At 43.9% G+C, this 22,533-nt stretch carries 21 protein-coding genes; 6 read left to right on the forward strand and 15 right to left on the reverse strand.

Features of this window, described 5'->3' with window-relative positions; translation table 11 throughout:
• Positions 1–282 precede the first annotated feature (282 nt).
• Both ADP71_RS10895 and ADP71_RS10900 read left to right on the forward strand, forming a co-directional pair.
• Positions 283–1,335 carry an aromatic ring-hydroxylating oxygenase subunit alpha gene (locus ADP71_RS10895; protein WP_104932172.1) on the forward strand — a complete coding sequence of 351 codons (1,053 nt, stop codon included), beginning with the start codon at positions 283–285 and terminating at the stop codon, positions 1,333–1,335.
• A 3-nt stretch (positions 1,336–1,338) separates the two neighbouring features.
• The gene (locus ADP71_RS10900) at positions 1,339–2,289 is read left to right on the forward strand and encodes a PDR/VanB family oxidoreductase (protein WP_104932173.1); all 951 of its coding nucleotides are present in this window, start codon (positions 1,339–1,341) and stop codon (positions 2,287–2,289) included.
• A gap of 70 nt (positions 2,290–2,359) precedes the next feature.
• On the opposite strand, the gene ADP71_RS10905 is transcribed toward ADP71_RS10900, so the two are convergent.
• On the reverse strand, positions 2,360–3,928 hold the full coding sequence (locus ADP71_RS10905; RefSeq protein ID WP_019959162.1) for a phospholipase D family protein: 1,569 nt from the start codon (positions 3,926–3,928) through the stop codon (positions 2,360–2,362).
• Between the two features lie 500 nt (positions 3,929–4,428).
• On the opposite strand from ADP71_RS10905, the gene ADP71_RS10910 reads away from it, so the two are divergent.
• Genes ADP71_RS10910 through ADP71_RS10920 form a run of 3 tightly spaced genes read left to right on the forward strand, consistent with a single transcriptional unit; the run spans position 4,429 to position 7,445 of the window.
• Positions 4,429–5,592: an LLM class flavin-dependent oxidoreductase gene (locus ADP71_RS10910; RefSeq protein WP_171461152.1), complete on the forward strand. Its 1,164-nt coding sequence runs from the start codon at positions 4,429–4,431 to the stop codon at positions 5,590–5,592.
• On the forward strand, positions 5,589–6,413 hold the full coding sequence (locus ADP71_RS10915; RefSeq protein WP_104932174.1) for an ABC transporter substrate-binding protein: 825 nt from the start codon (positions 5,589–5,591) through the stop codon (positions 6,411–6,413). Before ADP71_RS10910 ends, ADP71_RS10915 begins: the two co-directional genes overlap by 4 nt.
• 33 nt (positions 6,414–6,446) lie before the next feature.
• The gene (locus tag ADP71_RS10920; protein ID WP_104932175.1) at positions 6,447–7,445 is read left to right on the forward strand and encodes an aliphatic sulfonate ABC transporter substrate-binding protein; all 999 of its coding nucleotides are present in this window, start codon (positions 6,447–6,449) and stop codon (positions 7,443–7,445) included.
• A gap of 70 nt (positions 7,446–7,515) precedes the next feature.
• Here the strand turns inward: ADP71_RS10920 and ADP71_RS10925 are convergent, their stop codons facing one another.
• The 14 genes from ADP71_RS10925 to ADP71_RS10990 form a co-directional block, all read right to left on the reverse strand.
• On the reverse strand, positions 7,516–9,381 hold the full coding sequence (locus ADP71_RS10925; RefSeq protein WP_104932176.1) for an ATP-dependent nuclease: 1,866 nt from the start codon (positions 9,379–9,381) through the stop codon (positions 7,516–7,518).
• A gap of 134 nt (positions 9,382–9,515) precedes the next feature.
• Positions 9,516–11,582: a methionine--tRNA ligase gene (metG, locus tag ADP71_RS10930; RefSeq protein ID WP_104932177.1), complete on the reverse strand. Its 2,067-nt coding sequence runs from the start codon at positions 11,580–11,582 to the stop codon at positions 9,516–9,518.
• Positions 11,583–11,774: 192 nt separating this feature from the next.
• Positions 11,775–12,266 (reverse strand): TlpA disulfide reductase family protein, encoded by a 492-nt coding sequence (locus ADP71_RS10935; RefSeq protein WP_026353668.1) that lies wholly within the window; start codon positions 12,264–12,266, stop codon positions 11,775–11,777.
• Positions 12,266–12,679 carry an acyl-CoA thioesterase gene (locus ADP71_RS10940; protein WP_019959169.1) on the reverse strand — a complete coding sequence of 138 codons (414 nt, stop codon included), beginning with the start codon at positions 12,677–12,679 and terminating at the stop codon, positions 12,266–12,268. The genes ADP71_RS10935 and ADP71_RS10940 overlap by 1 nt, the downstream gene beginning before the upstream one ends.
• Positions 12,676–13,056: a hypothetical protein gene (locus tag ADP71_RS10945; protein WP_019959170.1), complete on the reverse strand. Its 381-nt coding sequence runs from the start codon at positions 13,054–13,056 to the stop codon at positions 12,676–12,678. The genes ADP71_RS10940 and ADP71_RS10945 overlap by 4 nt, the downstream gene beginning before the upstream one ends.
• Before the next feature lie 35 nt (positions 13,057–13,091).
• The gene (locus ADP71_RS10950; protein ID WP_237343013.1) at positions 13,092–14,003 is read right to left on the reverse strand and encodes an MlaA family lipoprotein; all 912 of its coding nucleotides are present in this window, start codon (positions 14,001–14,003) and stop codon (positions 13,092–13,094) included.
• Positions 14,000–14,272: an STAS domain-containing protein gene (locus tag ADP71_RS10955; protein ID WP_019959172.1), complete on the reverse strand. Its 273-nt coding sequence runs from the start codon at positions 14,270–14,272 to the stop codon at positions 14,000–14,002. Before ADP71_RS10955 ends, ADP71_RS10950 begins: the two co-directional genes overlap by 4 nt.
• 3 nt (positions 14,273–14,275) lie before the next feature.
• A complete protein-coding gene (locus tag ADP71_RS10960; protein ID WP_019959173.1) occupies positions 14,276–14,872 on the reverse strand; it encodes an MlaC/ttg2D family ABC transporter substrate-binding protein in 597 nt (198 codons plus the stop codon).
• A 69-nt stretch (positions 14,873–14,941) separates the two neighbouring features.
• Positions 14,942–15,412 carry an outer membrane lipid asymmetry maintenance protein MlaD gene (gene mlaD / locus ADP71_RS10965; protein WP_026353669.1) on the reverse strand — a complete coding sequence of 157 codons (471 nt, stop codon included), beginning with the start codon at positions 15,410–15,412 and terminating at the stop codon, positions 14,942–14,944.
• A 5-nt stretch (positions 15,413–15,417) separates the two neighbouring features.
• The gene (gene mlaE / locus ADP71_RS10970; protein ID WP_019959175.1) at positions 15,418–16,194 is read right to left on the reverse strand and encodes a lipid asymmetry maintenance ABC transporter permease subunit MlaE; all 777 of its coding nucleotides are present in this window, start codon (positions 16,192–16,194) and stop codon (positions 15,418–15,420) included.
• Positions 16,191–16,997: an ABC transporter ATP-binding protein gene (locus ADP71_RS10975; RefSeq protein WP_019959176.1), complete on the reverse strand. Its 807-nt coding sequence runs from the start codon at positions 16,995–16,997 to the stop codon at positions 16,191–16,193. Before ADP71_RS10975 ends, mlaE begins: the two co-directional genes overlap by 4 nt.
• Positions 16,998–17,088: 91 nt before the next feature.
• Positions 17,089–18,069: a 4-hydroxythreonine-4-phosphate dehydrogenase PdxA gene (pdxA, locus tag ADP71_RS10980; RefSeq protein WP_171461153.1), complete on the reverse strand. Its 981-nt coding sequence runs from the start codon at positions 18,067–18,069 to the stop codon at positions 17,089–17,091.
• Positions 18,070–18,135: 66 nt separating this feature from the next.
• The gene (locus tag ADP71_RS10985; protein ID WP_019959178.1) at positions 18,136–19,053 is read right to left on the reverse strand and encodes a peptidylprolyl isomerase; all 918 of its coding nucleotides are present in this window, start codon (positions 19,051–19,053) and stop codon (positions 18,136–18,138) included.
• The gene (locus ADP71_RS10990) at positions 19,050–21,419 is read right to left on the reverse strand and encodes an LPS-assembly protein LptD (protein ID WP_104932179.1); all 2,370 of its coding nucleotides are present in this window, start codon (positions 21,417–21,419) and stop codon (positions 19,050–19,052) included. The genes ADP71_RS10985 and ADP71_RS10990 overlap by 4 nt, the downstream gene beginning before the upstream one ends.
• A 74-nt stretch (positions 21,420–21,493) precedes the next feature.
• On the opposite strand from ADP71_RS10990, the gene amgK reads away from it, so the two are divergent.
• Positions 21,494–22,498, forward strand: coding sequence for an N-acetylmuramate/N-acetylglucosamine kinase AmgK (amgK, locus tag ADP71_RS10995; protein ID WP_019959180.1), 1,005 nt, complete (start codon positions 21,494–21,496; stop codon positions 22,496–22,498).
• Positions 22,499–22,533: the final 35 nt, after the last annotated feature.

Consider the following 22,533-nt stretch of genomic DNA (forward strand, 5'->3'; position numbering starts at 1 on the left):
TTTTAGGTGTTTTGTCATCTGCACTCTGAGGTGCAATGTGCTTAAAATAGCATTTTTGGATTCAATTATAAAAACAATGTTTGATTGTTTTTATTTTTATTTTTTTAAATGATTTAAAATCAAATACTTGTTATTTGCATAAAACTAACTGGTCACAAAAATGATGAAAATTGAATCCAATTATTGACCAAACCAACATTTTTATTTACATTTAAAAACACATAAATCGGCATCGACCGAACCATACCAATAAAGCAATCTAATGCTACAAAGGAATCCTTCATGACCAGCTCTACTTTCATCCGCAACGCATGGTATGTGGCAGCCCAAAGCGGCGAAATCACAGACAAACCTTTGGGTCGCACCATTTGCAATGAAAAAATCGTCTTGTTTCGAAGTCTCGATGGCATTGCCGCCGTCGAAGATTTTTGCCCGCATCGCGGTGCGCCACTGTCATTAGGCTTTGTACAAGATGGGCGCTTGGTATGCGGCTACCATGGCTTGGAAATGGGTTGCAACGGCAAACCACAAGCGATGCCTTTGCAACGCGTGCAAGGCTTTCCATGCATCAAAGCGTATGCCGTGGTCGAAAAATACGGTTTTGTATGGTTTTGGGCAGGTGACAAAGACGATGCAGATGAAAGTTTGTTGCCACACTTAGAATGGGCAGAAAGTGACGAATGGGCTTATGGTGGCGGCATTTACCACATCAATGCCGATTACCGCTTGATGATTGACAATTTGATGGACTTGACCCACGAAACCTATGTGCATGCATCAAGTATCGGTCAAAAAGAAATCGACGAAACCACTTCCAAAACCACCATCAAAAATGAAGTGGTCACCTTAGAGCGTCACATGGAAAACATTTATGCGCCACCATTTTGGCAAAAATGCATGCACTTGAACCATTTAGACAGCGAACAATTGGTTGACCGTTGGCAACGCTGCCATTTTCATTTACCAAGCAATGTGCACATTGAAGTGGGCGTGGCATTGGCTGGCAATGGTGGCTACCACGCGCCTGACGATAAAAAAGCCGCCAGCATTGTCGTGGATTTCATCACACCCGAAACCGACACATCACATTGGTATTTTTGGGGTATGGCACGCCGCTTTGGTGTGGACGATGCCAACTTAACCGACGTGATTCGCGAAGGACAAGGTAAGATTTTTGGTGAAGATTTGGACATGCTCGAGCAACAACAACAAAACTTGCTCAAATACCCTGATCGCAAATTGTTGATGTTGAATATTGATGCAGGTGGCGTACAAGCACGCAAGCTGATTGAGCGCAAAATCCAAGCCGAGCAAACCGTACAAGCAGAGGGTTAAAGCATGACGATGACTGTTTTGGTAGAACGTACAGAAACTTTGTGCAACGGCATCAAACTGTTGCAATTGATTCATCCTGAAGGTCAAAACTTGCCCACATTTGAAGCAGGTGCACACATTGATGTGCATTTGGGCAACAGTTTGATGCGCCAATACTCTTTGTGCAATTCGCCGTCTGAACAACACCGTTATCACATTGCAGTGCTGGAAGATGCCCAATCTCGCGGTGGTTCACAATACGTGCACCAACACATCCAAGCAGGACAAACGCTGCAAATCAGCGCCCCACGCAATGTGTTTGCACTTGCCCAAACCCACAGCAAAGCGGTTTTGTTGGCAGGTGGTATTGGTATCACGCCACTTTTGGCAATGGCAGAACAATTTCTGGTGAATCAGGTTGATTTTCAATTGGTTTATTGCTGTAAAAGTCCTGAACACATTGCGTTTACAGGACGCTTGTCGCAGCCTGATTTGCGTGACAAAGTCGTGTTTGTACATGATGATTTGATAAGTCATCCCGAATTGCTACAAGCCTTTTTACCATCAGCCCATGAACACCATCATTTATACACCTGTGGCCCCAATGGTTTTATGCAAACTGTTTTTGCACAAGCCAAATCAATCGGTTGGCAAGATGCACAATTGCATCAAGAATCGTTCAAAGCCGATTTAAACACCCAAACACACCGACATTTTCAAATCCAAATTGCCAGCAGCGGCGATGTTTTTGATATTCCCGCCACGCAAAGCATCACCCAAACACTGGAAGAAAACGGCTACTTTATTCCTGTTTCATGCGAGCAAGGCGTCTGCGGCACATGCATCACCCATGTGATTGAAGGCGAAATCGAGCATTGTGACCAATTTTTAACCGAGGAAGAAAAAGCCTCCAACAAAATTCTCACCCCTTGTTGCTCACGCGCCAAATCGGATTTGTTGGTATTGGACTTGTGATTTCAATAGCCATAATAACCAACAAGCGGCCTGTAAACCTTACAGGCCGCTTGTTTTGATTCAATCATCTTTACAACAACCAATCAATGGGCAACCATCCCAAAACCGTCACCACCCAGCGTTGATACCATTTGGATAAAGGCTCTTGGTGGAGTATTTCTCCTGTTTTGCCATCGTGCCATTCTAATTTGTCCGCATCAGGATTTTTGACCACTAACCAAGCACTTTGGGGCACCTCGGCTTTAAAAATGTCATCCAAATCGCGCGCCAACTGCGCATCATCTGAAACAATGCCCATTTCGGTATTCAATTTGGCGGAGCGCGGATCAAAATTGAACGAGCCAATAAACACGCGATTCATATCTGCACTGAAAGTTTTGGCGTGTAAACTGGAACCTGAGCTGCCCAAAAAGCCAACATTGTTGATGTTTTTACTGCCAATTTCAGGCTTCATTTCATACAACAACACACCATTTTCAACCAAGCGTTTGCGATGTTTGGCATAACCTGAATGCACCGCCAACACATCGGTTGCCACCATCGAATTGGTCAAAATGCGCACTTGTTTGCCTTGTCTGGCCAAATTGACAAAATAATCGGTACCCGAATTGGTCGGTACAAAATAAGGTGAGACGATGTCTAGCGAATGTTCAGGCTCACCTAAAGTCTTGGCGATGCTGTGTAAAATCAGCTCTTCTTTGTCATAAATACCCAAACCCTTGCTCGCAGGGTCAACCACAAATTGCGTCGGCACCCAATGCCACAAAGTTTGATTTTTCAAAATTTCATCCAAATCACCCAGCTCTTCTTTGGCTTGAATGTAACGCACCGCTTCAGGAGATGCCTGCGCTTGTAACAAACTGACTAAGACCAAATCATGTTCCGCTTGCGTAATCGGCTCGACAATCAAATCAATCGGATAAGCAGATTGGCTGTCCCAATACTCATCAAATGATTTGGAAACCATTTGCACCAAATCGCCACTGACCAAATTGTCCAAATCGGCAAACAACACGCCGTCTGTTGCGCCAAAATACTCATCGCCCACATTGCGCCCACCCAAAACACTGATGCTGTTGTCGGCAATGAAACTTTTGTTGTGCATGCGGCGGTTAGAGCGCATGAAGTCCGTCAAAAAACCCACCTGTTTGAATGGACGAAACAAAAATGGGTTAAATAAACGCACTTCAATATTTGGATGTGCATTGAGCGCCATCAATTCTGTATCCAAACCATTGGTACCATTGTCATCCAACAACAATCGAACTTTGACACCTCGGTCGGCAGCCTCATACAAAGCATGCAAAAGCAACATGCCTGTGGTGTCTTTTTTCCAAATATAGTATTGAATATCCAAAGTTTTTTCAGCATCTTGAGCCAAAATCGTGCGTGCTGCAAATGCCAAACGGGGGTCGGGCAATAGATAAATCCCTGCCAAATCAGGATGGCGTTTTTGTTCTGAGCCAACAGATTGACCCAAGTAAGTTAGATTGATTTCTTCAACGCTCAGCGATTTGGAAACGCTGCGCCCTTGTAATGATGGCAATGAGCAACCCAACATAGACACTCCAATGATGACAAAAATCACCAATATCAAGCGAAATAAATATTTCAATGCCAACTGTAGCCATTTTTTCATTTGAATACTCCAAACAGTCTTTGCTCCAGTCGAAACGCTCACTTGCTGCATCGCAATCAAAAAAGCGTCCTGTAATGATTACAGGATGATTGAAGAGTTTCATTTTAATACCGTCACATCAACCAATTTTCATATCAGCTTGCACACCGACACCACCTCCAACAACCATCATTGACTATGGTCTTTATTGGCAGCAGAAATCATTTGGGCAATTTCCCTAAATATGAAGACCAATCAAGCGTTTGGTAATTATTATATTGTGATTGAAAGCCAAATTCAGCGTCCTGTAACAGTTTACAGGACGCTTTTTATCGCTCTGACAAATCTGCAAATTTTAATTTAAAAAGACATTGAGCACGCTTGTTCATTCACATGTCACGACTCAGATAAAATTTTTATATTCCTAAATAGAATTAAAATATCAAAATATATTATTTCACATTATAAAGAAGTGTCATTATAGTTTTAGCATATTTTATTTGGGTATATGGAATCAAAAAATGCAAATCTATTGGTATTTAACCGCGCCCGATGGCGCCCGCCCTTGGTCTAAAGATGGCAACCGCACAGTGAATTTTCCATACTTAAAACAAGTCGCCCAAGCGGTAGACCATTTGGGCTTCACAGGTGCATTGCTGGCCACGGGTGCGCACGACGCTTGGACTTTGGGCTCGGCCTTAATCAATGAAACCGAACGCATGAAGTTTTTGATTGCCATTCAACCGGGCATGATTTCACCGACGTTGCTGGCCAAAATGGCGGTGACGTTCAACCAGTTTTCCAAAGGCCGCTTGCTGTTGAACGTGGTTGGCGGCGACAAAAACACCTTGGGCGCGTATGGCATCCATTTGGAACACGACGAACGTTATGTGTTGAGCGACGAGTATTTGCAAGCGTTGCGCCCACTTTTGAACGAAGAAGGCGTGACGGTCAAAGGCAAGCACGTGCACATTGAAAATGCCAAATTGGCAGTCGACAACGGTGGTTACGCGCCACCTGCTTTGTGGTTTGGCGGCTCGTCACCAGCAGCGCACCAAGTCGCTGCCAAACATGTTGATACGTATTTGAGCTGGGGCGAAACGCCGCCGCAAGCAGCTGAAAAAATAGCCGAAGTGCGCGATTTGGCTGCCTCTCACGGTCGAAAATTGAAGTTTGGCATTCGCTTGTACGTGATTGTACGCGAAACCGATGAAAAAGCGTGGCAAGCAGTGGACGAGTTATACGAATCGATGGACGAGGAAGCCATCAACGCGCGCAAAAATTTTGCCAAAGACTCGGATTCGGTTGGTCAAAAGCGCATGAGCGAGCTGCACAACAACGTCAAACCTGAAAACCCACGCGATTTGGAAATTTACCCAGGCTTGTGGGCAGGCATCGGTTTGGTGCGTCCAGGTCCTGGCACTGCGATTGTCGGCAGCCCAGAAACAGTCGAACGCGTCCTGAAAGAATACCAAGCCATTGGCGTGGACGTGTTCATTTTGTCGGGCTTTCCATTGCTTGAAGAAGCGTACCGTTTTAGCGAATTGGTGTTGCCACGCTTGCAACTGGACCACGACAACCCTGCTGCCGCACCTGAAAGCAAACAAAATTACACTTGGGGCAATATTTGGGACCGCCCGATTGACCACAGCGCACAAGAAGCCTCTTTGGAGCAAAACGCATGAAAACCGTGACTTTGGGCAGCCACCCAAACAACTTGTCCTTGTTCGTGCTGCGCCACCGCGGCGTACTTGAAGCGCTGGCAAACGATTTGGGCTACGCCATCAAATGGTACGATTACGCCAATGGCGGCATCAGCGCGGATTTGTTGGCAGACGGCATCGCCGACGTGGTTGGCACAGGTTGCACGCCGCCCGTGGTCGCTTCAGCACAAGGCGTGGCGATTCATTACGTTGCTGCTTCTTTGCCTCGCCCTGCCAACAGCGCATTATTAAGTTTACAGCACAACCAATTTACCGATTTGCGCGGCAAAACCATTGCCGCGATGGTCGGCTCGTTCACCGACCATTTTTTGGCAACTTTGCTCAATGAGCACGGTTGGAAAAAGTCCGATGTGAAGCTCGTCGATTTGCGCGGCGAAGCGCCGTTGTTGGCCTTGCAAAACGGCACGATTGACGCGTGGTTGGCGGTCGATCCGTGGTTGCAACCGGGCTTGGCTTTGGATAGCGTGCACGTTTTGGCACAAGTGGGAACCCACATTCCCAACCGCTCGATTTTTTGGTCACACCAAGCTTGGTCAAACGAAAATGCCACATTTGAAGCGTGGTTCGTGCAGCAATTGGCAGAAAACGATTTGTGGATTGCGCAAAACCCCGAACAAGCCGCAGCCTTATTGCAAGAACATTTGCCGAACAATTTATCACGCGAACATTGGCTCACAACCATTTCACAACGCCAATGGGGCATTGAAGCGGCAAACGACACCGTTTTGGCAGAACAAAACCAACAAAGCTTGGATTTGAAACAAGCAGGCTTCATCGCCTAAACGTCTTACACACATTAAAAAGAATGAAGAATCATGCGTAAATTAGTTTGGAGCGCCTTGCCACTTTTGTTGGCAGGCTTGGTGGCTTGTTCTGGCGACAACAACAAAGCCGCTTCTGAAAATACCGACAGCCAAAATGCAAAAAAAGTCGTGCGCATTGCCACGTTGAACGGCACATCTGACGTGGTTTTGGGTCGCGACCGCGGCACATTGGAACAATATTTGGCCTCGAAAAACATCGAAGTCAAATGGGAAGGCCCGTTCAATTCGGCAGCGCCAGCTTACGAAGCCATCAACGCCAAAGCCATCGACATTACCGTCGGCAGCAGCTCGGCGTTTGCCAACGTGATTGCCAATGGCGCGCAAATCGACATTTTCGCTTACCAACCGATGCCAGCATTTGGCGAAGGCATTGTCGTGGCCAAAGACAGCAACATCAACAGCGTGCACGACTTGGTTGGCAAAAAAGTCGCGGTCAACAAAGGCGGCACGGGCGAGTATTTGTTATCGATTGCACTGAAAAACAACAATATTCCAGAAGACAAAGTCGAAAAATCCTACATGTTGCCGTCTGACACAGGCACCGCATTCTCAGGCAAACACGTCGATGCGTGGGCGACTTGGGACCCTTATTTGTCGGTGGCGCAAGACTTGTACAACGCCAAGATTTTGGTTGGCGGCGGCGATTTAAAATCGTCCAACGCGGTTGGTTATTTTGCTGATTCAAATTACGCCAAACAAAATCCCGAAGTGATTCAGGCGGTGTTTGAAGGCTTGAAACAAGAAAACGATTGGGCCAAAGCCAACCAAGAAAAAGCCGGCAAAGTTTGGGCGAACCGTTTGGGTTACAAAGACAACGCCAACATCGCTTCGAACTTGGGCAAAGTCAACACCGTGCCACTTCGCAGCTTGAGCGATGCCGACGTCGAAGACATTGTCAAATTGGCCCATTGGTACCATGAAAAAGGCATCATCAAAGCCGTTCCCGATGTCAAAAAGCACGTGATTCAATTGCCTGCAAGCAAGGCTTGATTTAAGCATGTGCAACAAACAAGCGTCCTGTAAATGTTTACAGGACGCTTAAACTTAAACATAAATATAACTATTCACTCAGCACTTCATTTTCAAAAACATCACTTAAATTTTGATTGTTAACTTGACCATTATTGTTTTCTTGTAAATTTTTTAATGGCACTACAGGTACAATCCACTCCATCAGTTTTTTAATTTCCTGATAATCTGCGCAACTTTGTTCCAAACCTTCATTTTTCAATTTATGATTAAATTCAGCCCAAACCTCTTCTTTCTTGCCAATCAGATTCAAAGGCTTTTCAATAGCACCTTGAGTCCAAATCCAAATGTTTTTTTGTTTAAAATACTCATGTAAGTTTTGAATGTGCGGTTTAATTTCTTCATCGCATGCTAACTCTTCAATGATTTGGTATCGTTCTCGTTTAGAACTTCCAATGTCTTTGAAAGTAACCGCTCCTTTTGAATTATCAACTACAATATTATATGTATCTTGTTTACTTTTTATAGCATCAATACAATCCTTTAGCGCCACATCAGCAAGGGAAATAATTTTGTGTTCAATCGCCCCTTTAAAAACATAATCCAAATCACAAATGGCTTTAAAAGGAATTCCCATATCCTGTAAAACAGCTATTGTTTTTGCCGTATTATCAACACCACCTTTGGCTACAAGACTGTAATTTTTTTGAGCCAAGGTTTTCCCAAAATATTGGTAAAAGATCTCGGGTAGTAAACGCTTTTCCGTTTTTCCTTCGGTTAATAAAACCTGTTCAGAAAATAGAATTTGTGAAGAGTTTGTTAATGAAAACAGTAAAGCAGCTTGAGACTTATAGTCTTGCACCACTTTTTTAACGGCATCACTCAGACGATTTCTAACGCAAGTGCCTTTAGTTTGATTTTTATAAATCAGTAATGCATCTTGAGCCAAACTTTCAGTAACCATTTGAGCAGAATGGGTGGAAATGATCACTTGATATGCCCCATTTGAAAGTTTCAATAAAGCCTCTCGCAATTGCTCAATCGCAAATGGATGCAAATACAATTCAGGTTCATCAATCAGCAATAGCGTTTTTTTAGTCTCATCGATAGTTTGGGAAGATGCAGCCAAATATCGAATTAAGCCCATCTGTATTGAACGCTGAGCCCCGTGACCATAGCTGGTAACATCCCGTTCATTTAACCCATTTTCTACCACTTTAATTGTTCCTGATTTGAACAGTTCTTGAAAAGAGGGGCTTTCAAAATGAAGCTTAATTCCAATATCAGGAAAAAAATCTTGAATATTGGTATTCACATCATTATCTATTTGAGTTAAAGCTGCCAATCTATTTGTACCATTGGCAGACAAATAATCATTAACGCTGTCCAAATGAGTAGAAATTTGTTGTGCGTGTTGCTGCTGAAAATTTTTTGTTAACAATTCTAGTAACTTACCTAATGTTGTGGAAGTTTTCGCTTTACTGGCATCTTCGGCAGCGTTTTCCATAGCACCCACTCGAATTGGCTCAGGAAACAAATCATCAATCGCGTTGTCAATGCCTCCTGGATTTGGAACCCACTTGGAATTCGCCCAATCCCAAACAAAAAATTTAATCTCAGCAAGTTTACAACTTGGTTTTTGTTGAACTCTTTTTATTTTTAAGACGTGGCCTTGTAAATATTTTTCAATTGATTTTCTGTGTTTTTCTTCTAAAACACATAAATGCTTTTCTTCAATACCTTCAATTGTTCCAAATATTTCAATTGGTTGATTTTCATCATTGAAATCTTTATGCTGTAAAACGAACCTGCGCAACAACCATTGAATGGCAGTTAAGCAATTGGATTTACCTGCATTGTTATATCCAATCAAAGGCGTGAAATTAGAAAGAGATAAAGTAATGTCACGGCAAGATTTAAAATTTGTAATTATGATTTCTGAAAGTTTTAAAGACATTTCTTACTCCTCAAACTGAATATTATATGACGATATAATAAAAATTAATCGTAAGCAAATGAATTTAAATAAAAACAAGGCGTCCTATAATATTTACAGGACGCCTTGTTAAGCCATTTTAACTGTCTTTAAAATCAACCAATTTTCATACCCGGTTGCGCACCTGAATCCACATCCAACAAGAACAATTGGCTGTGGTCTTTGTTGGCAGCAGAGGTAATCATGCCTTCAGACATACCAAATTTCGCCATTTTGCGTGCGGCAAAGTTTGCTACCACTACCACCATGCGACCAATCAATTTTTCAGGTTCAGGATAGCTTGCCGCGATGCCTGAAAAAATCGTGCGCTCTTCAAAGCCCAAATCCAATTGGAATTTGAGCAATTTGCTGCTGCCTTCGACTTTTTCACAGTTCAAGACTTTCGCCACGCGCAAATCGACTTTCATGAAGTCATCAAACGTGCAGTTTTCCGCCACAGGCTCATAATCCGCTGCATTGGCCGCTTTGGCTTCCGCTGCTTCAGACGCTTGCTTGTTGTTTTCAATCAATTTGTCCACTTGCTCAGGCTCAATGCGCTGCATCAAATGGTTGTATTTGTTAATCGTATGATCGGCTAACAAGGTGTTGGTCGAATCCGCCCAAGTAAATGCTGCGGTATTCAAGAACTCCGCCACGCTCGCTGCCAATTTTGGCAACACAGGCGACAAATAAACGGTCAAAATGCGGAAGGCATTGATTAATTCAGAACACACTTGTTGCAAGCGCGCTTCTTGACCTTCTTGTTTCGCCAATTCCCAAGGTTTGTTCGCATCCACATATTCGTTCACCACATCGGTCAACGCCATCACTTCACGCAAGGCCTTGGCGTATTCGCGCTCTTCGTAGCTGTTTGCCAATGTTTCTGATGTGGCCTGTAACTTTTGAATCAATTCGCTAGAAGATACGTCTGACAATTTGCCTTCAAAACGCTTGTGTACAAAACCTGCGGCACGAGAAGCGATATTGATGTATTTGCCAACCAAATCACTGTTCACGCGCGCGATGAAGTCTTGCAAATTCAAGTCGATGTCTTCGATGCGGCTATTCAATTTTGCAGCGATGTAATAACGCATCCACTCAGGATTCAAACCTTCGTCCAAATACGATTTGGCGGTGATGAATGTGCCGCGAGATTTAGACATTTTTTGACCGTCAACGGTTAAGAAACCGTGAGCAAACACGCCTGTTGGTGCGCGCAAACCTGAGAATTTCAAGGTTGCAGGCCAGAACAAAGCGTGGAAATACAAAATGTCTTTACCAATGAAATGGTACATTTCGGTGTCGGTATCAGGTTTTAAGAAGCTGTCAAAATCCACGCCTGTGCGCGCACACAAGTTTTTGAATGCCGCCAAATAGCCAATCGGTGCATCGAGCCATACATAGAAATACTTGTCTTTCGCACCCGGAATTTCAAAACCAAAGTAAGGCGCATCGCGGGAAATATCCCAATCTTGCAAGCCGCCTTCAATCCATTCGTTCATTTTGTTCAAAGCTTCCGCTTGCAAATGCGGTTGCACACGGCCGTCTGCCAATTCGGTTGAGCCTTGCGTCCATTCTTTCAAATAGTCTTCACATTCGCCCAAACGGAAGAAAAAGTGTTCCGATTCACGCAAAACAGGGGTTGCACCTGAAATCGCTGAAAATGGGTTAATCAATTCGGTTGGATTGTAAGTTGCACCGCACACTTCGCAGTTGTCGCCATATTGGTCTTTAGCGTGGCAGCTTGGGCATTCGCCTTTGACAAAACGGTCCGGCAAGAACATGTTTTTTTCAGGGTCAAACAATTGTTCAATCGTGCGAGACACGATTTTGCCATTGTCTTTCAAAGCCAAGTAAATTTGGCTCGACAACTCGCGGTTTTCTTCAGAATGGGTCGTGTAATAATTGTCGTAACCGATGCCAAAACCCAAAAAGTCCGCCAAATGCTCTTCACGCACTTGTGCAATCATGTCTTCAGGGCTGATGCCTTTTTTCTGAGCTGCCAGCATCACAGGCGTACCATGTGTGTCGTCAGCGCAAACATAATGACATTCATGACCACGCATTTTTTGGAAACGTACCCAAACGTCGGTTTGGATGTGTTCCACCATGTGACCCAAGTGAATGTTACCGTTGGCATAAGGAAGGGCGCTGGTTACCAGCATTTTGCGTTTTGTGGTCATGATTGATTGTTTTGAATAAAAATAGATGCTTGGATTATAACAGACATCAATTGTTTGCTCAGTTGTCTTATACAAGGCAAACCAAATGCTTACAGGACGCTTAAATATTCATCTATCAATATTTAAATTCAAAACTGAAAGACCAAGCAGCGTCCTGTAAACCATGTAACAAGACGCGGATAAAATGAATGATTAAGGATGCAATTGTTTTTCAATCAAGGCATGTAAGGCTTGCCAATCAAGCTCACCAATATAAGTTTGAATGATTTGCCCTTGCTGATTGACCAAAAAAGAATTGGGTGCCACTTGGACTTGGTATGTCTTGCCCACTTCACCACTTTTGTCTATCGCAACGATAAAAGGCAAACGGTATTGCGCCACATAAGCTCGCACTTCGGCTTCGGTATTGTAAGGCAAGGAGATAGCAAGGGTTTGATAGGCACTGTCTGCAAATTTGGCTTGTGTTTCAATGAGCTTGGGCATTTCTACCACGCAACCTACACAAGAGGGATACCAAAAATTAATCAGCGTCACTTTACCTTGTAGGCTTTGTTCAGAAACAGTTTGACCGTTTAAGTCCGTCAATAAAAAAGATGGTGTTGGCCGAGTTTGATTGTGCGACAAGGCAAAAACCACCAAGCCCATTAACGCCACCACAAACATCGGTACAACCCATCTTTTCATTATGCAATAGGCTCCAGTAAGCCGTTTAACACATCCAATACTTCGCCTTCCAACGTCACTGCTTTACTGGTTTTGATGTCTATCACCACGAAAGTGATTAACGCATCGGCAACAACGGTATCAGTGTCTTTTAAATAAATCACTTGCTCCATTACCGCACTGCGGCCACCAATTTTTTTAAAACAGCTGCGGATGTCCAACACTTCATTATTGTAAGCACCGCGGCGGTAATTGATGTTGATGTTCACCACCGCCAAACCCAATTTGCTGCCATCGAACACATGCATCATGTTCGATTGTTCCATAAAACCCCAGCGCGCTTCTTCTAAAAACTCCAAATAACGCGCGTTATTCACGTGGCGATACAAATCCAAATGATAGCCGCGCACAGTGATTGTCGTGCTGTGTATCATGCTGATGCGCCCTTATTTTCCCAATCGATCGCTTCAAATGCTTCACGCTCTAAAGGCTGTGCGCTCAAATCGGACACAATGCTAGAAACACGCAAATCAAACCATTCAAAGAAAATATCCGCATGCAAATCAGGCCATACCGTGCTGTCTTCACACCAATCAGCCAATTCAGCGCTGAATAACGTTTGCACTTGCGCAGCCGCCAAATCCCAAGCTTCGTCTAATTCTTCAATAGGATCGATTAAATAAGAATTAGGATCGGCCTGTAAATCTTCCAATTCCAAACCATCTAATTCAATTTCTGGCAAATTAGACAACCAATACCAAAATGGCGCTTGTGGTACCAATACCACCAAACTGCGATTGACTTCGTACATGGGATGCTCCTTTAAATAAATCTAAGCTTGACGCTTTAAATGGCAACATCTGCCACATTCAATTCCAATTCGCCCACTAAGCTTGGCGAGACGGTCTGATCAATAGGCTCTATAAACACATCATGGACGGCATGTAACTGTGTTTGTTCCATTCCCATTGGAAACACTTCTAGTTCCATACCCTCGGGCTGTAAGTGTGATGAGTCTTGCTCATGGCTATCAGCAGGGACCAAATCGTCAATATTGATGTCTTCAGAAACCGCACCACTGTAAACACCATTCACTTGCTTAGCACGCACGCTCATAAACACATCGCGCATATAAGCATAGCGATCCACTGCCGCCATATCCAAACCATCGGTGTATACCAACATTTTAGCGCGCTGATCCACGCCTTTAAGCGCAGTAGCCGCATAACCCCAACCTTCGGAATCAATGAGCGCACCTTCGACCGAATAAACCCGCACAACCGTATCGGCTACGGCATCACGCACAGTTGAAGGACCTAACAAGGGATACACCAAATAATTGCTGTTTTTCCAACCCCAAGAAGCAAAAGTATCACCCAAAGAGTTTTTGTTATTAGGCATTTGCGCGGCATCGGCAATATTAATCAAACCACCCAAGCCAAACGTCGTATTAATACCCACTCGTACCAAATCAGTACTGGCTTTTTCAACGTCTAAACGCAATACATTGCTGCCAAAGCTGACCACATCACGCAAATTGTCAAACACATTTGTCACACCTGCTTGCACAGGCTTAGGTGTGATTTTTTGATAACCACGTGCTACAGGTACCAATACTGTGCGATCAATGCCATCATTCACCCCATACATAAAGCGGTTATAAGGCTCATAAGGATCATGATTTTCGGCCCATGCCGAAACCGAAACACTTAGCAACATGGTCATCAATACAACAGTTTGTTTGGTTTTTATACTCATGCTAACCATTCTAATTCATACAATCCTAGTAACGCCGTTACCGCCTCAGGTACGGCACGCAATTGCCAACTTCCTTGCTCCAGTTGTCGTTTAATCAACAACAACACAGCCACGCAAGCAGAATCAGCTTGCGTAACCTCAGATAAATCCACGACTTCAATCGGCTTTGCACAAGCTTGCAACAATGATTTTTGAGACAATTGCGTTACTGTAGAAACAGTCACCACACCTTGCAAAAACAATATGCCATCTTTTTGCATCAGCTGCATGATTTATCCATTTTTCTTTTTCAATTCAGCAATCAAACCATCTATACCCGATTTGCGGATGGTTTCATTAAATTGATTGCGATACACGGTTACCAAACTCGCGCCTTCCACAGACACATTGTACACACGGTATTGATTACCGCTTTGGTACATGGTGTAGTCCATTTTCACAGGTTTGCCTTGAGAACTGGCTGTCACGCTGGTTTTAACAACCACTTCTTTGCCGCCATTGTTCACCACTGGATTGCCATTGACTTGAATTTGAGCACCTTTGAATTTCAACATCGTGCCACTGTAAGTACGAATCAATAAAGTTTTGAACTCATTGCTCAATGCTTTTTTCTGCGCTGCAGAAGCAGTACGCCAAGGAGCGCCTACCGCCAAGGCGGTCATACGATCAAAGTCAAAATAAGGAATGGCATAGTTTTCTGCTTCACGACGCACTTGAGCATTGTTATTGCCATTGGCTTTGTCCAAAATATTCAAAACTTTATCAGCATTACCACGCAATTGCGTCACTGCTTGTTGTGGTGTTGCCATTGCCATGCCGATGCTCAATACACCTACCGCCAAGGCATTTAAAATTGCCATTTTTTTCATGATACTTCCTTCAATTGTGTTCTTTTAATTCAATACCGAGATGTTTTCCCAACATCTGATAATTTGTTATTATTCGCCTGCATTTTTCTCAGCAAAACTGGTCATAAACTTGCCAATCAGCTGCTCTAATACCAATGCATCACTGGTCAAATCAATGTTATCACCATTGGCCAATGTAGCCTCTTCCGCACCTTGCATCAAACCAATGTATTGTTCGCCCAAAATACCCGAAGTCAAAATTTGTGCCGAAGCATCACGACTGAATTGGTATGGCTGTTGCAAATGCATTGTCACTTTGGCGCGGTAATCTTCAGGATTCAGAACAATACTGCCCACACGCCCCACCACCACGCCTGCAGATTTCACAGGCGCTTTCACTTTCAGGCCGCCAATATCATTGAATGAGGCTGTGACGGTGTATGTTGCTGAACCGCCAGTTTGTTCCGTACCGCTTGCCACTTTAAATGACAAAAACAACAATGCGGCAACGCCCAAAGCCACAAACACACCTACCCATAACTCCAATACATTGCGTTTCATAATCATCACTCAGTAAACATAAATGCAGTTAAAACAAAATCCAAAGCCAAAATTGTCAAAGCACTGGCCACAACTGTTTGTGTGGTTGCGCGCAAAATACCTTCTGGCGTCGCTCGACTGGAAAAACCGTTGTACACCGCAATCAAAGTCACTGCCACACCAAAGACTATGGATTTAATCAAGCCATTAAGAATGTCATACGACCAATCAATATTGCTTTGCATTTGCGACCAAAAAATACCACCATCCAAGCCCAAATGATGCACACCAATAAAATAAGCACCCAAAATACCACAAACATTGAAAATCGAAGCCAGCAAAGGCATTGCCACCACACCCGCCCAAAAACGAGGTGCAACCACTCTCGAAACAGGATCAACCGCCATGACACTCATCGCCTCTAGTTGCTCTGTGGTTTTCATCAATCCAATTTCACTGGTCATCGCACCACCTGCACTGCTGGCAAACAACAATGCTGCCAACACAGGTCCTAGTTCACGCAATAAACCTGCTGCAACGGCAAAACCCAACGCATCTGCGGCCTTAAATTTGTTCAATTGCGTATAACCTTGCAAACCCAAAACCATGCCCACAAACAAACCTGAAACCGCAATAATTAAAATCGACATCACGCCTGCAAAATACATTTGACGCACCGTCAAACGCGGACGGGTAAAACTAGAGCCCGAAGCCCTCAATACTGCGAAAAAAAACAAACTGATGCTGCCTAGCTGCTGAATCAAATTCAGGGTATGGCGACCAATGTTCTGGAAAAAATTCATGGTTTTGCCGTCATAAGTTGTTGTTCTAAACTTTGCGTGGTTGGATAGCGAAACTGTACCGGTCCGTCAGGTTCACCATGCACAAACTGATGCACCCATGGCGAATCGGTTTGGCGAATTTCTTCAGGCGTACCACTAAAAATCACCTCGCCACCTGCCAAAAAAATCACTTGGTCCACAATTTGTAATGATTGATGAATATCGTGCGTCACCATCACACTAGTGGCCTGTAAAGCTTTGTTGATACGAGAAACAAGTAACGCAATCACACTCAATGAAATCGGATCCAAGCCCGTAAAAGGCTCATCAAACAACATCAATTGCGGGTCTAGCGCAATGGTGCGCGCCAAAGCCACGCGCCTAGCCATGCCGCCTGACAATTCAGATGGCATCAAAGCCTCAATGCCACGCAAACCCACTGCATTCAATTTCAAAGCTACCAAATCTTGAATCATGGCTTCTGATAATTGAGTATGCTCTCGTAGTGGAAAAGCCACATTATCAAACACCGACAAATCGGTGAACAAAGCGCCAAACTGGAACAACACACCCATTTGACGGCGATATTCATGCAGCTCTTGGCGACTGAATTCACGCAAATCTTTACCGCCAACCAAGACTCGACCACTGTCAGGTTGCAATTGTCCTGTCATCAAACGCAATAAAGTGGTTTTACCGCTGCCAGAACCACCCATAATGGCCGTAAAATGACCTTGCTCAATACAAAAACTCACTCGATGCAAAATTGGACGTTCTGCATAAGCAAAACTAACCGCATCGAACTCAACAAATGGTTTTGTCATAAAATAATAGGCAGTAATAATCAGTGCATTATGTTAATGAAATAAAGCAGATAAAACAATGCTTTTAGCCGTAAATTGCCGTAAATAAAAATTAATCGCTTATATTGCTCATTAATAACGCACTTTCAATGGCTGCTTTCAGGCTACCTGACAAAGCCTGACCTGTACCAGCCAAATCTAAAGCCGTTCCATGGTCTACCGAAGTACGAACAAAAGGCAGACCCAAAGTGATATTGACACCATTACCAAAACTGGCAAATTTCAACACAGGCAAACCTTGGTCATGGTACATCGCCAAAACCGCATCACCATGTTTTAAAATAAAAGGTTCAAATACTGTGTCGGCAGGATACGGCCCTTTGACATCCAAACCTTCTGTGCGCAAAGCCTCTAAAGTCGGAATAATCACATCCAACTCTTCCATACCCAAATGTCCGCCTTCGCCTGCATGAGGGTTTAAGCCTGTCACCAAAATACGTGGCTTGGGTAAATGGAATTTGGTTTGTAAATCATGGTTCAAAATTCGTACAACTGAACTCAATAATTCAGGTGTAATTTGTGCGGCGACATCTTTTAAGGGTAAATGTGTCGTCACCAATGCCACTTTCAGGCCGCCTCCTGCCAACATCATCACCACTTGCTCGGTAGCACTAATGTCTGCCAAATATTCAGTATGGCCACTGAAAAAGCGGCCTGCATCATTGATAATGCCTTTATGCAAAGGTGCGGTCACCATCGCTGCAAATTCACCCGCTTCAATACCTTGATAAGCACGGTCTAATAATGCAATCACATATTCAGCATTGTTCACATTCAAAGTGCCTGCCACACAAGCCTCAGGCAATGGCACATGCAAAACCTCAATTGCATGGTTTACAGGACGCTGATTGGATGCGTCGTATTCAATGACTTCAACCTCTTTGCCCAACATTTGCGCACGCTCACGCATCATGTTGATGTCTGCCAACACCACACAACGCACATCCAAATCAAATGTTGGAATATCCAAACAAATATCTGGACCAATGCCAGCAGGTTCTCCACTGGTAATGGCCAAAACAAGGTGTTTCATTTTGATTGCCTTTAAAAAATAACAGCCGCCATCAGGCAGCTGCTTCTATTTCACGAAAAATATCATTTAGCGTACAGACACATAAGCTTGTTTGCGCAATTGATTAATCCAATCGCCATACAATTCTTGTGATTTGGCTTCGGTGATATTCTGACGCACTTGCGCACGCAATTGTGCATCACCCGCATCTTGTTGGCGGGTCTGTAATACTTTGATTAAATGGTAACCATAAGTCGTACGCACAGGCTCACTCAAAGCACCTTGAGGCAAAGATTTCATGGCTTTTTCAAATTCAGGCATGAACATACCATCAATGGCCCAGCCCAACACACCACCATTGGCAGCACTGCCTGGATCTTGCGAATGAGCACGCGCCAAAGCTTCAAAAGACTCGCCTTGATTCAATTGCGCACGCAATTGACGAACTTTTTCCAAAGCTTGTGCATCGGTTGTTTGCGCATTGACTGCTACCAAGATATGTTGCGGCATGTAAGCCGTAATCATATTATTCGAATGACCTTTTTTAGCCGATGCAGGCAATTGATCAATGGCTTGCATGATTTCAGCATCGCTCACACGCACACGACTGTGCAAATCACGCTGCTTCACTTTCTCAATCAAAAGCGCATTGCGAATGCTTTGATGCCATTGCGCCTCTGTTTGACCTTCTTGGCGAGCCACAGCATTCAAATTTTGCTGAATCTCTGCATTGCTCACTTGAATGCCCGTACGCTGTGCCAATTGCACCATTAAAGATTGATCGACCAAATCGCTCAAAGCTTGGCTTTGAATTTGCTGTTCAGTGACATTGCTACCTTTAGGCAAGCTTGCACGAATTTTCTTGCTTTGCACTGCCAATTCACTCACGGTAACCACTTGTTGATCCACTACGGCCAACACTCGATCTACACTTTGAATGGGTGCTGCCCACACACTGGTACTGAGTGCCAACAATGCGGCCACTGCCAATGGTTTTACATTCATTTGTTTGCCTTTTCATCGGTTAAAGGTTGATAACTTGGGATGCTATCGTGCAAAACTTGCGTAGGATTGTTACCCAAATTACTCAAATTACGCAATTGTAATTGGAAAAATATCGCATTTTTGCTTTTATCCAAATCGCTAACATAGCGCTGTGCGACCATACTGGCATTCCAACAACCACAATCACTCTTATATTCCACCCCAACAATTTGGTCTAAAGGCTTGCTTTCAGACAAAGAATAATACTGTCTTGCTACCACAGAATAATTGTTATTCAATGCCCATTGCGCACCAATGTCTATTTGCTTATTTTCACCATAATGGTTGGAATAAATTTCATCATTGCGCTCATAACGGTAACGCGCACTCACATTGCGCCCTGGTGCATGTTCATAACGCGCGCCAACACTAAAGCTTTCGGTTTCTGCCACTTCTTGACTGTAATGCCATTCACTCTCTGCATAAATTTTTTCATGCACTTGACCACCACCAAACACAAACACATCCGACTTACCTTGTTCGCGCTGGTATTGTCTGCCACTTAAGTCCACATCATCGTCTTTAAAATAAATACGTTGTCCCACCGCCGCTTTGAAACGTTCTTTACCTGTATTCATTTCCAAAAACTTGGTCATCAATGCCGTTGTAACTTGATTGGCAGCATTGATACGGTCTTGCCCTGAGAAACGATTTTCACGAAATAACGAGTCATACGTTTGGCTGTCTTCACTGGTATCAAAATTCGGGAAATGGCTTTGATCTTTACCCGGAATATAAGTGTAAAACAAGCGTGGCTCTAAGGTCTGTACATAATCTACATTTTGAAATTGATAAGGACGGTCAAATATCAAACCTGTATCCACACTCAATATCGGCAATGTTCGGCTTTTACTGCTATCGATTTGTTGAGAATCTTTTTCCAAAGCATATTGGGTCATGTGCATGCCAAACTTCGGACGGAAATAACCCCAAGGTCGCGTGACATCCCAAGCCACTTGCGGATACAACACGGCACGCTGACCAGATGCTTTTTTATCGTGCTCAAAATTGGTAAATTGACCAAATACACTGGTAGTCACGTTTTGGTCAAAATCACGCGACCATGTCGCACTCAGGCGTGGCATCAACTGATATGGCTCATCAATGGTTCGAGCATCATTTTGCAAAGTCTGGAATTTTTGCACTTGCAAGCGTGAATCAAAATCGCCACCTAGCCATTGATCGTTGAAATCCAACCAAGCTTCACGACGCAAATGGCGACCATCCATCACATCAGAGCGTCCACCAAAATCTTCACGATAATCATCATCTGAAACTTGGTTAAAATTGACGCCACCATTTAACTTGGGCGTAAATTGTTGTTCATGTTGCCAAGATATTTCATAGCGATTTTTTTCATCATTTTTACGGTCGTCTGGTAACCACTCTCCCGCAACACGCCCATAATATTCAGGCTGCAAATAACGAAATTCACCACCAATGGCCATACCACGATCACTCATCCAATGAGGCGTCACCGTAGCATCGTAATTCGATCCCAAATTCATATAATAAGGTGTGCTCAGTTCAAAACCATTAGAGCCGGTTTTTACCATAGGCAATAACAAACCACTCTTACGCTCACCATGTAACGGAAAATCCATCCACGGACTATAAAGCAATGGCACACCTTTAAAAATTAATGCCGCATTTTTCGCCACACCCACATTTTGATTGTAGTCAGCAGTCACTGAGTCGGCTTTGATATACCAACTTTCATCACCAGGGTCACAAGTATTGACTTTGGTTTGCTCCAAGCGATAACGATTGTCGCCCAACATTTGCATGCTGCCACTCACACCTTGTAAGCGGCGGCCATCTTGTTGCGTTTCAAAACGCGCACCACTGGCTTCACCTTGTTTGGTATCTAAATTAAATACCAATTGCTCACCACTAATATGACTGTTATTCACCGCATCGCTCAAGGTAAATTCATTACCAGCACGAGCCACATTGTTCACCAAATCCACATCTACCCACTGTGCATTAATGACTTGGCCGTTACGCTCCAAAATCACATCGCCTTCGGCTTTGGCACGATTGTTGGTTTGACCTGCTGCTAAATCAGCAGTCAAACGGGTATAGTCCTGAGGCAATGCAGCTTCGCCACTGGTTTTAGCAGGTGTCACCATGGTGGCATTCGGTGCGACACAATGAGGATTTTTGTCCCCCAACGCTAACGTTGGCGGCTTTGCGCTCTCTGCTTGCGCATAAGATGCCAAACCGACTAACAAAGCGGCATATAAAGAGGTATGGGTAAACTTGGAAATAGCCATGATGACCTTAAAAAAACGACCCGTTTCGTCAAACTGTGAACAGCTTACCATCGACACCGCCTGATTGACGACGCTGATTACAGCAAACTAGGATAAAATGGTGCTTATTTTAACGTGAAAACACCATGCAACGACAACAAGCCTTACAAACTTGGCTCGAAAGCCAATATCCAGCACAAGCATTTGAATTGACTTTTGCTGCAGCCGATGCGGACTATCGTCGCTATTTTCGCGCCACTTTCAGCGATGGCAGCACGATGATTGCCATGGATGCGCCACCTGAAAAAATGTCGATTGAGCCATATTTGAAAGTGCAACAATTGTTTCAAATGGTCAAAGTGCCACAAGTGTTGCATTACAGCATCGAAAACGGCTTTATGGCATTGGAAGATTTAGGCAACGTCCCTTATTTGGCAGCTTTACAACACGATGAGCGTCCTGAAGTGCAACGTTTGTTGTTGCTAGAGGCCATCGATCAATTGATTATCTTGCAAAAAGCCAGCTTGCCAGACCAATTGCCTGAATACGACGAAGCCACTTTGACATGTGAAGTCAATTTGTTCCCTGAATGGTTTATGGCCAAAGAATTGAACAAAAAAATGAATTTCAAACAACGTCAATGGTGGGATCAAAGCATGCAAGCGTTGATGCCTGTGATTTTGGAGCAATCCAAAGTCTATGTACATCGCGATTTCATCGTACGCAACTTGATGTTAACACGAGAGCGTCCTGGCGTATTGGATTTTCAGGACGCTGTGTATGGTCCGATTACTTATGATTTGGTGTCTTTGCTGCGTGATGCTTTCATTGAGTGGGAAGAAGATTTTGTCTTGGATTTGGCAATTCGTTATTGGGAAAAAGCCCGTGCTGCAGGCTTGCCAGTTGCCGAGCAGTTTGACGACTTCTATCGCCAATTTGAATACATGGGCGTGCAACGCCATTTGAAAGTCGCAGGGATTTTTGCCCGCTTATACCATCGCGATGACAAAGACAAATACCGTCCTGAAATCCCACGCTTCTTGAACTATTTGCGCCGCACTACGCGCCGTTACACCGAATTACAACCTTTGTATGCTTTGATTGTAGAATTGGTGGGCGACGATGAATTGCAAACGGGTTACAGTTTCTAACCCAATCGATATCCATTAAAAAAGCGTCCTGTAAA

Origin of the sequence: Vitreoscilla sp. C1 (assembly GCF_002951955.2) — a bacterium.
Lineage (GTDB): Bacteria > Pseudomonadota > Gammaproteobacteria > Burkholderiales > Neisseriaceae > Vitreoscilla > Vitreoscilla stercoraria.

What these genes read in the sequence shown, in the direction of transcription:
- ADP71_RS10895 (WP_104932172.1), top strand. Translation starts at nt 283, where the DNA reads ATGACCAGCTCTACTTTCATCCGCAACGCATGGTATGTGGCAGCCCAA.
- ADP71_RS10900 (WP_104932173.1), top strand. Translation starts at nt 1,339, where the DNA reads ATGACGATGACTGTTTTGGTAGAACGTACAGAAACTTTGTGCAACGGC.
- ADP71_RS10905 (WP_019959162.1), bottom strand. Translation starts at nt 3,928, where the DNA reads ATGAAAAAATGGCTACAGTTGGCATTGAAATATTTATTTCGCTTGATA.
- ADP71_RS10910 (WP_171461152.1), top strand. Translation starts at nt 4,429, where the DNA reads ATGCAAATCTATTGGTATTTAACCGCGCCCGATGGCGCCCGCCCTTGG.
- ADP71_RS10915 (WP_104932174.1), top strand. Translation starts at nt 5,589, where the DNA reads ATGAAAACCGTGACTTTGGGCAGCCACCCAAACAACTTGTCCTTGTTC.
- ADP71_RS10920 (WP_104932175.1), top strand. Translation starts at nt 6,447, where the DNA reads ATGCGTAAATTAGTTTGGAGCGCCTTGCCACTTTTGTTGGCAGGCTTG.
- ADP71_RS10925 (WP_104932176.1), bottom strand. Translation starts at nt 9,381, where the DNA reads ATGTCTTTAAAACTTTCAGAAATCATAATTACAAATTTTAAATCTTGC.
- metG (WP_104932177.1), bottom strand. Translation starts at nt 11,582, where the DNA reads ATGACCACAAAACGCAAAATGCTGGTAACCAGCGCCCTTCCTTATGCC.
- ADP71_RS10935 (WP_026353668.1), bottom strand. Translation starts at nt 12,266, where the DNA reads ATGAAAAGATGGGTTGTACCGATGTTTGTGGTGGCGTTAATGGGCTTG.
- ADP71_RS10940 (WP_019959169.1), bottom strand. Translation starts at nt 12,679, where the DNA reads ATGATACACAGCACGACAATCACTGTGCGCGGCTATCATTTGGATTTG.
- ADP71_RS10945 (WP_019959170.1), bottom strand. Translation starts at nt 13,056, where the DNA reads ATGTACGAAGTCAATCGCAGTTTGGTGGTATTGGTACCACAAGCGCCA.
- ADP71_RS10950 (WP_237343013.1), bottom strand. Translation starts at nt 14,003, where the DNA reads ATGAGTATAAAAACCAAACAAACTGTTGTATTGATGACCATGTTGCTA.
- ADP71_RS10955 (WP_019959172.1), bottom strand. Translation starts at nt 14,272, where the DNA reads ATGCAGCTGATGCAAAAAGATGGCATATTGTTTTTGCAAGGTGTGGTG.
- ADP71_RS10960 (WP_019959173.1), bottom strand. Translation starts at nt 14,872, where the DNA reads ATGAAAAAAATGGCAATTTTAAATGCCTTGGCGGTAGGTGTATTGAGC.
- mlaD (WP_026353669.1), bottom strand. Translation starts at nt 15,412, where the DNA reads ATGAAACGCAATGTATTGGAGTTATGGGTAGGTGTGTTTGTGGCTTTG.
- mlaE (WP_019959175.1), bottom strand. Translation starts at nt 16,194, where the DNA reads ATGAATTTTTTCCAGAACATTGGTCGCCATACCCTGAATTTGATTCAG.
- ADP71_RS10975 (WP_019959176.1), bottom strand. Translation starts at nt 16,997, where the DNA reads ATGACAAAACCATTTGTTGAGTTCGATGCGGTTAGTTTTGCTTATGCA.
- pdxA (WP_171461153.1), bottom strand. Translation starts at nt 18,069, where the DNA reads ATGAAACACCTTGTTTTGGCCATTACCAGTGGAGAACCTGCTGGCATT.
- ADP71_RS10985 (WP_019959178.1), bottom strand. Translation starts at nt 19,053, where the DNA reads ATGAATGTAAAACCATTGGCAGTGGCCGCATTGTTGGCACTCAGTACC.
- ADP71_RS10990 (WP_104932179.1), bottom strand. Translation starts at nt 21,419, where the DNA reads ATGGTAAGCTGTTCACAGTTTGACGAAACGGGTCGTTTTTTTAAGGTC.
- amgK (WP_019959180.1), top strand. Translation starts at nt 21,494, where the DNA reads ATGCAACGACAACAAGCCTTACAAACTTGGCTCGAAAGCCAATATCCA.